At 62.7% G+C, this 8,603-nt stretch carries 9 protein-coding genes and 1 pseudogene; 5 read left to right on the forward strand and 5 right to left on the reverse strand.

Annotated features, from left to right (window positions below; genetic code table 11):
* Positions 1-56: 56 nt before the first annotated feature.
* The 3 genes from ACW8PS_RS05250 to ACW8PS_RS05260 form a co-directional block, all read right to left on the reverse strand.
* On the reverse strand, positions 57-884 hold the full coding sequence (locus tag ACW8PS_RS05250; protein WP_491526259.1) for an ABC transporter ATP-binding protein: 828 nt from the start codon (positions 882-884) through the stop codon (positions 57-59).
* Positions 885-957: 73 nt separating this feature from the next.
* On the reverse strand, positions 958-1,734 hold the full coding sequence (locus ACW8PS_RS05255) for an ABC transporter ATP-binding protein (protein WP_491526266.1): 777 nt from the start codon (positions 1,732-1,734) through the stop codon (positions 958-960).
* A gap of 68 nt (positions 1,735-1,802) precedes the next feature.
* A complete protein-coding gene (locus tag ACW8PS_RS05260; protein ID WP_491526260.1) occupies positions 1,803-2,999 on the reverse strand; it encodes an ABC transporter substrate-binding protein in 1,197 nt (398 codons plus the stop codon).
* A 226-nt stretch (positions 3,000-3,225) separates the two neighbouring features.
* On the opposite strand from ACW8PS_RS05260, the gene ACW8PS_RS05265 reads away from it, so the two are divergent.
* Positions 3,226-3,990 carry an HpcH/HpaI aldolase family protein gene (locus tag ACW8PS_RS05265; protein WP_491526261.1) on the forward strand — a complete coding sequence of 255 codons (765 nt, stop codon included), beginning with the start codon at positions 3,226-3,228 and terminating at the stop codon, positions 3,988-3,990.
* Positions 3,987-4,439: a YaiI/YqxD family protein gene (locus ACW8PS_RS05270; RefSeq protein ID WP_491526262.1), complete on the forward strand. Its 453-nt coding sequence runs from the start codon at positions 3,987-3,989 to the stop codon at positions 4,437-4,439. Before ACW8PS_RS05265 ends, ACW8PS_RS05270 begins: the two co-directional genes overlap by 4 nt.
* 82 nt (positions 4,440-4,521) lie before the next feature.
* Here the strand turns inward: ACW8PS_RS05270 and mazG are convergent, their stop codons facing one another.
* On the reverse strand, positions 4,522-5,331 hold the full coding sequence (mazG, locus tag ACW8PS_RS05275) for a nucleoside triphosphate pyrophosphohydrolase (protein ID WP_491526263.1): 810 nt from the start codon (positions 5,329-5,331) through the stop codon (positions 4,522-4,524).
* A 66-nt stretch (positions 5,332-5,397) separates the two neighbouring features.
* Between mazG and ACW8PS_RS05280 the strand changes: the two genes are divergently transcribed.
* Positions 5,398-6,561, forward strand: coding sequence for a M20 aminoacylase family protein (locus tag ACW8PS_RS05280; protein WP_491526264.1), 1,164 nt, complete (start codon positions 5,398-5,400; stop codon positions 6,559-6,561).
* A gap of 183 nt (positions 6,562-6,744) precedes the next feature.
* Here the strand turns inward: ACW8PS_RS05280 and ACW8PS_RS05285 are convergent, their stop codons facing one another.
* Positions 6,745-7,248 (reverse strand): flavin reductase, encoded by a 504-nt coding sequence (locus ACW8PS_RS05285; RefSeq protein ID WP_491526265.1) that lies wholly within the window; start codon positions 7,246-7,248, stop codon positions 6,745-6,747.
* Positions 7,249-7,388: 140 nt separating this feature from the next.
* Between ACW8PS_RS05285 and speB the strand changes: the two genes are divergently transcribed.
* Together speB and ACW8PS_RS05295 are read left to right on the forward strand one after the other, a co-directional pair.
* Positions 7,389-8,351 carry an agmatinase gene (speB, locus tag ACW8PS_RS05290; protein WP_491526267.1) on the forward strand — a complete coding sequence of 321 codons (963 nt, stop codon included), beginning with the start codon at positions 7,389-7,391 and terminating at the stop codon, positions 8,349-8,351.
* Between the two features lie 71 nt (positions 8,352-8,422).
* Positions 8,423-8,603, forward strand: a pseudogene (locus ACW8PS_RS05295) (lysophospholipid acyltransferase family protein); the annotation flags it as partial.

Raw genomic sequence — 8,603 nt, forward strand, 5'->3', positions numbered from 1 at the left:
TGCGGGCGTGGCAAGGGCCACCAGACCCGCGGCAATCAGAAATCGTTTCATGAAAATCATCCCCCCAGGAAACTGCGGCGCACTTCGGGGTCGTGCAACAAGGCCTGACCGGTATCGGTAAAGGCGTTGCGCCCCTGCACCAGAACATATCCCTTATCAGCGATGGCAAGCGCCTGTCGCGCATTCTGTTCCACCATCAGGATCGAAATGCCCGATCGCGCAACCTCGATAATGCGGTCGAAAAGTTCGTCCATCACAATCGGGCTGACGCCTGCGGTGGGCTCATCGAGCATCAGAAGTTTCGGCTGTGTCATCAGCGCCCGGCCGACCGCGACCTGTTGGCGCTGCCCGCCGGAAAGCTCGCCCGCCGCCTGATGGCGCTTGTCCTTGAGGATCGGAAACAGGTCAAAGACCTGCGCCAGCGTGCCGGAAAAATCATCGGTGCGGATAAAGGCACCCATCTCGAGGTTTTCCTCGACCGTCAGCGAGGTGAAGATATTCGAGGTCTGCGGCACGAACCCCATGCCCTTGGCCACCCGCGCCTGCGGCGTCAGATGGGTGATATCCTCGCCATCCAGCCGCACCGCACCCTGACGCAGGTTCAACATGCCGAACACCGCCTTCATCGCGGTCGATTTGCCGGCACCATTGGGGCCGACAATCACCGCGATCTCGCCCTTCTCGACAGCAATCGTGCAGTCATGCAGGATGTCTGCGCCCTTGCCATAGCCACCCGTCATCGCCTCGCCAATCAGGAACGGCCCGCCGGGGGCCGGGGTGGCCACATCATCCTGATTGTCGGCGGGCAGCATGGTGCCGATACCGTCGGGGTTGCCAAGCGACAGATCCTTGTTTCCGCGCCCGGAATAGGGGGTATCGCTCATGTCATATACCCTCGTGTCTGCACGAGATGTGCACAGGCGGTGCACGTGATCTGTATCCCGGGTTTTCTTCCCATCACGCCGTTTCCCTGTTCTTCATCCCGGTGCCCAGATAGGCCTCGATCACATGTTCATTGGCCTTGATCTCGGCCAATGTGCCCTCGGCCAGCACCTTGCCCTCGGCCATGCAGATCACCGGATCACAGATTTTCCCAATGAAATCCATGTCATGTTCGATGACGACAAAGGTATAGTTGCGCTCCTTGTTGAGCCGCAAAATCGCGTCGCCAATGGTGTTCAGAAGCGTCCGGTTGACGCCGGCGCCGACCTCATCCAGAAACACGATCTTGGCATCCACCATCATCGTGCGGCCAAGTTCCAACAGCTTTTTCTGACCGCCAGACAAATTGCCCGCACGTTCATCAGCCAGATGGGAAATGGTCAGAAAATCAAGGACTTCGTCGGATTTCCTTGCAAGCTCAACCTCCTCCTGCGCGATCTGTCCGCGCCGGAACCAGGCGTTCCACAGCGTCTCCCCCGATTGGTCTCCGGGCACCATCATCAGGTTTTCGCGCACCGTCATCGAGGCAAATTCATGCGCGATCTGAAAGGTCCGTAGCAGCCCCTTGCCAAACAGCACATGCGGTGCCAGGCTGGTAATGTCCTCGCCATCCATGGTGACCCGGCCCGAAGTTGGTGGAAGAACGCCCGCTATCACATTGAAAAGGGTCGTTTTACCAGCGCCGTTCGGGCCAATCAGCCCGGTGATGGAGCCGGGTCGGATGCTCAGGCTGGCCCCATCGACAGCGCGAAAGCCGCCAAAATGCTTGTGCAGGTTTTCCACGGCAATCATCGGATGCCCTTTCAAAGAAAGCAGCCCGGCCATAAAACCGGGCTGCTTCAATACATTACACTGTGATCTTAACGATACTGCGCGGTGACAATTTCGCCACCCTCGATCGAGATCTCACGGTAGTTCCCAGCCGATTCACCCGGGCCAATCAGCTCGACCGCCGTGGCCCCCGCATAGTCAACTTCGCCGCCTTCCGCGAGGATCTGCAGCGCGCGGGCCAGTTCACCGGGTTGGATCACTTCACCGGGCGCATTGGCCACATCCATGACACTTCCTGCATAATCAGCCGGATCGGTCGAACCCGCGGCCTGCATCGCCATCATCATCAGCGCCGCTGCATCATAGCTTTCGGCGGCAAAGGGCGACGAGCCGTCAAAGCCGGCCTCCGTGGCCATGGCCTGGAAAATGGCGGCCCCATCGCTGTCGGTGCCGGGGTGCTGGCCGAACGAGCCGTCAATATCGGTGCCGAAATTGTCGGTCAGCGCGTCGCTGATCATGCCATCGGGGAACACGAAGATATCAAACGCGCCGGTATCGAGCGAGGCCTGAACAATGCCCGACCCGCCAGTATCGACATAGCCCGCAACAACCAGAACTTCGCCGCCCGCGGCTGCCAAGGCACCGACTTCGGCCGAATAATCGGCCCGGCCATCTTCATGGCTGGCGACCAGCGTGACAGTGCCGCCCGCGGCCTCGAATGCGGCCTGGAAACTATCGGCCAGACCCTGACCGTAGTCGTTGTTGGTATAGGTCACGGCAACCTCGGTATAGCCGCGATCCAGGATCACCTGGGTCATCACGGCACCCTGACGCGCATCCGATGGCGAGGTGCGGAAGAACAACCCGTTATCCTCAACCTCCGACAGGGCAGGCGATGTGGCCGAGGGTGAGATCATCACCATGCCATTGGGCAGCGCCACATTTGACAGGATCGCAGTGGTCACACCGGAACAATCGGCCCCCATGATGCCGCTGATGCCCTCAGAGGTGATCAGACGTTCGGCGGCGGCGGTGGCGGCGGCGGCGTCGATGCAGGTGCTGTCAGCGCGCACCGAGGTGACGGTCATGCCATCAAGCAATGCCCCCGATGCGGTCACTTCGGCCATGGCAAGTTCCGCACCCTGCGCCATTTGCGGCGTCAGTGATTCGATCGGGCCGGTGAAGCCGAGGATCACACCGATACGCACTTCGTTGCCATGACCGTCGGCAAAAGCCGCACCTGTCAGGGCTGCGGTGGCCACAGAGGCCAGCAGGATCTTTTTCATTCGTCTCTCCCAAGTTGGACGTTTTCGTCTTATGCAGCCAAGTTAGGACGGCGTGCGCAAATTGAAAAGGGCCGATTTGGTCCTTTCGTAATGGCCGCCCTGCGGCAAATCGCAAGGGCCGCCCTGCAGCAAATCGCAATGGCCACCCTGCGCCAGATTGCAGAACTTTGACCTGGGCGCGCGGTCTGGCACCGTCCGCCTCAGACATTGAACAGAGGAGAGATCAATGGCCGCCCCGCAAAACCCACTGAAAACCGCCCTTTCGGAAGCCCGCCTGCAAACAGGACTCTGGCTCAACCTGTCCAGCCCGCTGGTGGCCGAAATGGCCGGCCAGGCGGGGTTTGACTGGTGCCTGATTGACGGCGAACACGGGCCCTGGGATCCGGCGGGCATCCGCGACCAGTTGATCGCGCTGGAGGGCACCCGCGCCGCGCCGGTCATCCGGGTGCCCTGCGACGCGCCCTGGATGCTGAAACAGGTGCTCGATCTGGGTGCCCAAACCGTGCTGGTGCCGATGGTTCATTCGGCGGCGCAGGCGCGAGCGGTGGTGCGCGGGCTGCGCTATCCACCGGCCGGCATCCGGGGCCACGGGGCCATGGTGGCGCGCGCCGGGGGCTTTGGGCGGGTCACGGATTACGCGGCCACGGCCGATGCGCAGATCTGTTGCCTGGTGCAGGCCGAAAGCCGTGCCGCGCTGGAGGATATCGACGCCATCGCCGCCACCGACGGCGTCGACGGCGTCTTTATCGGTCCTGCCGACCTGGCCGCAGATATGGGTCATGTCAGCAATCCGGATCACCCCCAGGTGCGCGCCGCCATCGCCGCCGTGATCCCGCGCATTCTGGCGCAGGGCAAGGCCGCCGGCATAATCTGCGCGCCCGCCGATTTTGCGCATTACATCGGTCTTGGCGTGACCTTCCTGGGCCTTGGCAGCGACGCCATGATCCTGCAGGCGGGGCTCAGCGCCTTGGCAAATGGGCCAGACGCATGATCCTGGTCGATGCCGATGCCTGCCCGGTCAAGGACGAGGTCGCCCGCGTCGCGCTGCGCCACAAATGCCCGGTGCGTTTCATTGCCAATCAGGGCCTGCGCCTGCCCGATCATCCGCTGATCACGATGCAGGTTGTCGATGCCGGGTTCGATGCCGCCGATGACGCAATCGCAGAGGCCGCCGGCCCGCATACGCTTGTCATCACCGCCGATATCCTGCTGGCAGATCGCTGCCTGAAATCCGGGGCCCCGGTGATCGACCACAAGGGGCGGGCCTTCTCGCAGGCTTCCATCGGGGCGCAGATCGCCACCCGCGCCATCATGGCCGATTTGCGCGCCGGGCTGGACGGGCAGGGCATCGGCGGCCAAAATCCGTTCTCCCGAAAAGACCGCAGCCAGTTCCTGAACGCGCTGGAAAACGCCCTGCGCAAACTTCCGCACAGCCGTTAACCCAATATCAAGGTTAACGCCCGCCTGGCTTCTTTGCGCGCCAAATATCCCGGGGGTTCGGGGGCTGGCCCCCGATCCGGCCCTACAATCCTTGCACCTTGGCCTGATCCCAAAGCGCATCCATCTCGGCCAGATCGCTGTCGTCACAGCTGCGCCCATCCGCCCGCAACGCGGCTTCGATATATTCGAACCGGCGCACAAACTTGGCATTTGCACGCCGCAGAGCAACCTCCGGGTCAACTTTCAGATGCCGCGCCAGATTGGCCATGACAAAAAGCAGATCCCCCATCTCCTCCTCAATTTTCTCCTGCGGCAGGGCATCGCGCGCCTGCGCCAGTTCCCCCGCCTCTTCGGTGATCTTGGCCAGGACATCGCCGATATCGGGCCAGTCGAACCCGACCCGCGCGGCACGTTTTTGCAATTTCTCGGCGCGCATCAGGGCAGGCAGGTTCTGCGCCACATCCGCCAGCACGCCGGTTTTCGCCCGTCCCGCGCGCTCAGCCGCCTTCACCGCCTCCCAATCGCGGGTCTGTTGTTCGGCGGATTTGTCCCGGCTCTCATCGCCAAAAACATGCGGATGGCGGGCGACCATCTTGTCCGCGACACCCCGCACGATGGCGTCAAAATCGAAATGCCCGGCCTCCGCGCCGATGGCCCCGTGATAGACCACCTGCAACAGCAGATCGCCCAGCTCCCCCTTCAGATCCGCCATATCGCCGCGCTCGATCGCATCGGCGACCTCATAGGCCTCCTCGATCGTATAGGGGGCGATGGTCTCGAAACTCTGTTCGATATCCCAGGGGCAGCCGGTCGCCGGGTCGCGCAACCGGCGCATGATCTCCAGCAGCCGCGCCATGCCGCCTTCGGGGTCATGGATCAGATCATCGCGCATTGTGCAGGCTCCGTGTTTGGGTCAGGCTGGTGCGGTTAGAACCGAGCAACAGGAGCGTGTCCAGCCATGCCCGTGATCAATCGCATCGCCGCCTATGGCGAAGACATGACCGCCTGGCGGCGGCACTTGCATGCCCATCCCGAACTGGGGTTCGACTGTTTCGAGACCGCGGGTTTCGTGACCGATCGGCTGCGCGAATTTGGCATCACCGAGATCCATGACGCCATTGCCACAACCGGTATCGTGGCCATCATTGATGGCCGCGGCGCGGGCCCCACCATCGGGCTGCGCGCCGATATGGATGCGCTGCCGATAGAGGAGGCGACAGGGCTCCCGCATGCCTCCACCAACCCTGGCAAGATGCATGCCTGCGGCCATGACGGCCATACAACGATGCTGTTGGGCGCCGCGAAATACCTGGCCGAGACGCGCAATTTCAAAGGCCGGGTGGCGCTGATCTTTCAACCGGCCGAGGAACATGGCGGCGGTGCCGGCGTGATGTGCGCCGAGGGCATCATGGACCGGTTCGCGATTGATCAGGTCTATGCCATCCACAACACGCCCGGCCATGATCTTGGCCATATCCATACCACGCCGGGGCCGATCATGGCGGCGGTCGACAGTTTCGACATCCATATCACGGGCCAGGGCGGCCACGGGGCTTATCCGCATGAATGCCGCGACCCGGTGATCGCCACGGTGGCCATCGCGCAGGCGTTGCAAAGCATCGTGTCACGCAACCATCATGCGCTGCAGGATCTGGTGGTCTCGGTCACCATGATCCAGACCGGATCCGCTGAAAACATCGTGCCCGAAACCGCCTATCTCGGTGGCACGGTGCGCAGTTTTGACGCCGATGTGCGCGATATGGTCGAGGCCCGCATGACCGAGATCGTGGCCGGGCAGGCGGCATGTTTCGGCGTCGAGGCCCGGCTTGAATATACCCGCCATTACCCGGCCACGGTGAATGACCCCGAAAGGGCGGAATTTGCGGCGGGCGTGGCGGCCGAGATCGTCGGTCCGGCCAATGTCGATGGCAATGGCCTGCGCGAAATGGGGGCCGAGGATTTCAGCTATATGCTGAACGAGCGCCCCGGCGCGTATCTTTTTCTGGGCCAGGGCAAGGGCGCGGGCCTGCATCACCCGGAATATGAGTTCAACGATGAGGCGGCCCCGATCGGCGCGAGTTTCTTCGCCCGCCTCGTCGAACGCGCGCAGCCGCTGGACTGACCCGCGCGCCCTTAGCCAGATTGAGCGGGCAAGGCCCGCGCTCGATAATTGATTGGCACCTGTGGCGGGCGGCGGTGCTATCGCACGTCTCGGAAAAACCTGAATCCCTTAACGCTGCCTGAAATCAAGGATTTCAACGCGGTCCAAGCGATGCACCCTGTCTCGGCTATTGCGAGAAGTGCCTCAATGTTTTTCAGCCCTGAGATAGCTGCGCAGCCCGTAAAGCAGCGGCGTGCCCTCACCGGCCACCACCACATCCTCCACGGATCCGATGCAAATGTGATGCGATCCGATCTTCTCAGCCGAAACCAGATGGCAATCGAAACTGACCAAGGCCGCATCAAAGCGCGGCGCGCCGGATGGGGCGGTAGAGAACACCCCGATATTGAACTTGTCATTGCCCGGTGCCGGCTTGCGGCCCGAAAACACGTCTGACACCTGCGCCTGGTCGATTTTCAGCACATTGACGCAAAAGCAGCCGTTTTCCAGCAGGTTCGGCAGCGTCGGGGCCAGCGCGTTCAGGCAGACCAGCAGCGTCGGCGCATCGCCATCGGCCGAAACCGGGGTCATGGCGCTGACGGTCACGCCGTTGCGGCCCGCGGGCCCGTCGGTGGTGACAATACTGACCGAGGCCGCGGCAAGGCTCATCCCATCCAGAAACCCCTGTCTCAGATCGATCCGGGTCATTGGGCAATTGTCCTTTGAATTGGCGCGCTCGGCCCCTTTTGATGCACCGCGCAGGCATAAAGATGCAAGACAGAGTTGCCTTCGGCGATCGCATGAGCTTTGGATGGGGGTCTGCGCAGGACAGCCGGAAAGGGATTGCAATGGCGTTGGAGGATGCAAAAAGGGATGTCGACGGGGCGTTCACCCGCGACAGCCTCAAGGGGCTTGCGTTCGAGAACACCTTTGCCGGTGCCACAAGTTTCCTGCGCCGCCGCTATACCAAGGATCTGACCGGCGTTGATGTCGCGATCACCGGCGTGCCCTTTGATCAGGCCGTCACCAATCGCCCCGGCACCCGCCTGGGGCCACGCGCAATCCGCGAGGCCAGCGCGCTGCAGGTCAATGATCCGCCCTATGGTTGGGATGGCTATGATCCGCTCAGCGCGTTGGCGATTGCCGATTACGGCGATCTGGCCTTTGATTATGCCCGCATGTCGGAATTTCCGGCCCGGCTGGAGGCGCATGCGGATGCCATTCTGGATCAGGGGGCGGCGCTGATCGCGCTTGGCGGCGATCACTCCATCACCCTGCCATTGCTGCGCGCGCATGTGAAAAAACATGGGGTTCTGGCACTGATCCAATGCGATGCCCATACTGATACTTGGCCCGATGATGACCCGGCCCGGGTGGATCACGGCACCTTCGCCTACAAGGCGGTGCAAGAGGGGCTGATCGACGTGTCCCGTTCGGTCCATATCGGGATCCGCACCGTGGTTGCCGATAATCTGGGCATCGAAATCTTGGACGCGCGATCCGTGCAGGAACAGGGGCCGGCCGCGATTGCCGCGCGTGCGCGCCAGATCGTGGGCGCGGCACCAACCTATCTGAGTTTTGATATCGACTGTCTCGATCCGGCCTTTGCGCCGGGCACCGGCACCCCGGTCTGGGGCGGGCTGTCCTCCGGTCAGGCCGCGATCCTGATGCGCGATCTGGCGGGCATCAATCTGGTCGGCGGCGATGTGGTCGAGGTCTCGCCGCCCTTCGACATGGCCGCCATCACCGCCGTTGCCGGCGCACATGTCGCGATGGAGCTTTTGTGCCTGTGGGGGTGGGTGCGGCGCTGATCCGGCTTTCTCGAATCGAGCGATGCGCGTATGGGCGCGGGGGGACCGGACCGCACGGGGATGATGCCACCATGGCAGGCAACGACACCATGTTCAGCAACCGTGAATTGGCGCGCGAGATTTCCTATGCGCATTCGGCCCGCACCCGTGGCGGGCGGGCCGTGATCCGGGCGATGGAGAATGCCACCGGGCGGATGCGTCTGATGCACCGCGCCCGCGGCTATGAGGATGAGGTGGCGGGGGGGCGCGATT

It is taken from the genome of Alterinioella sp., from assembly GCF_058343375.1.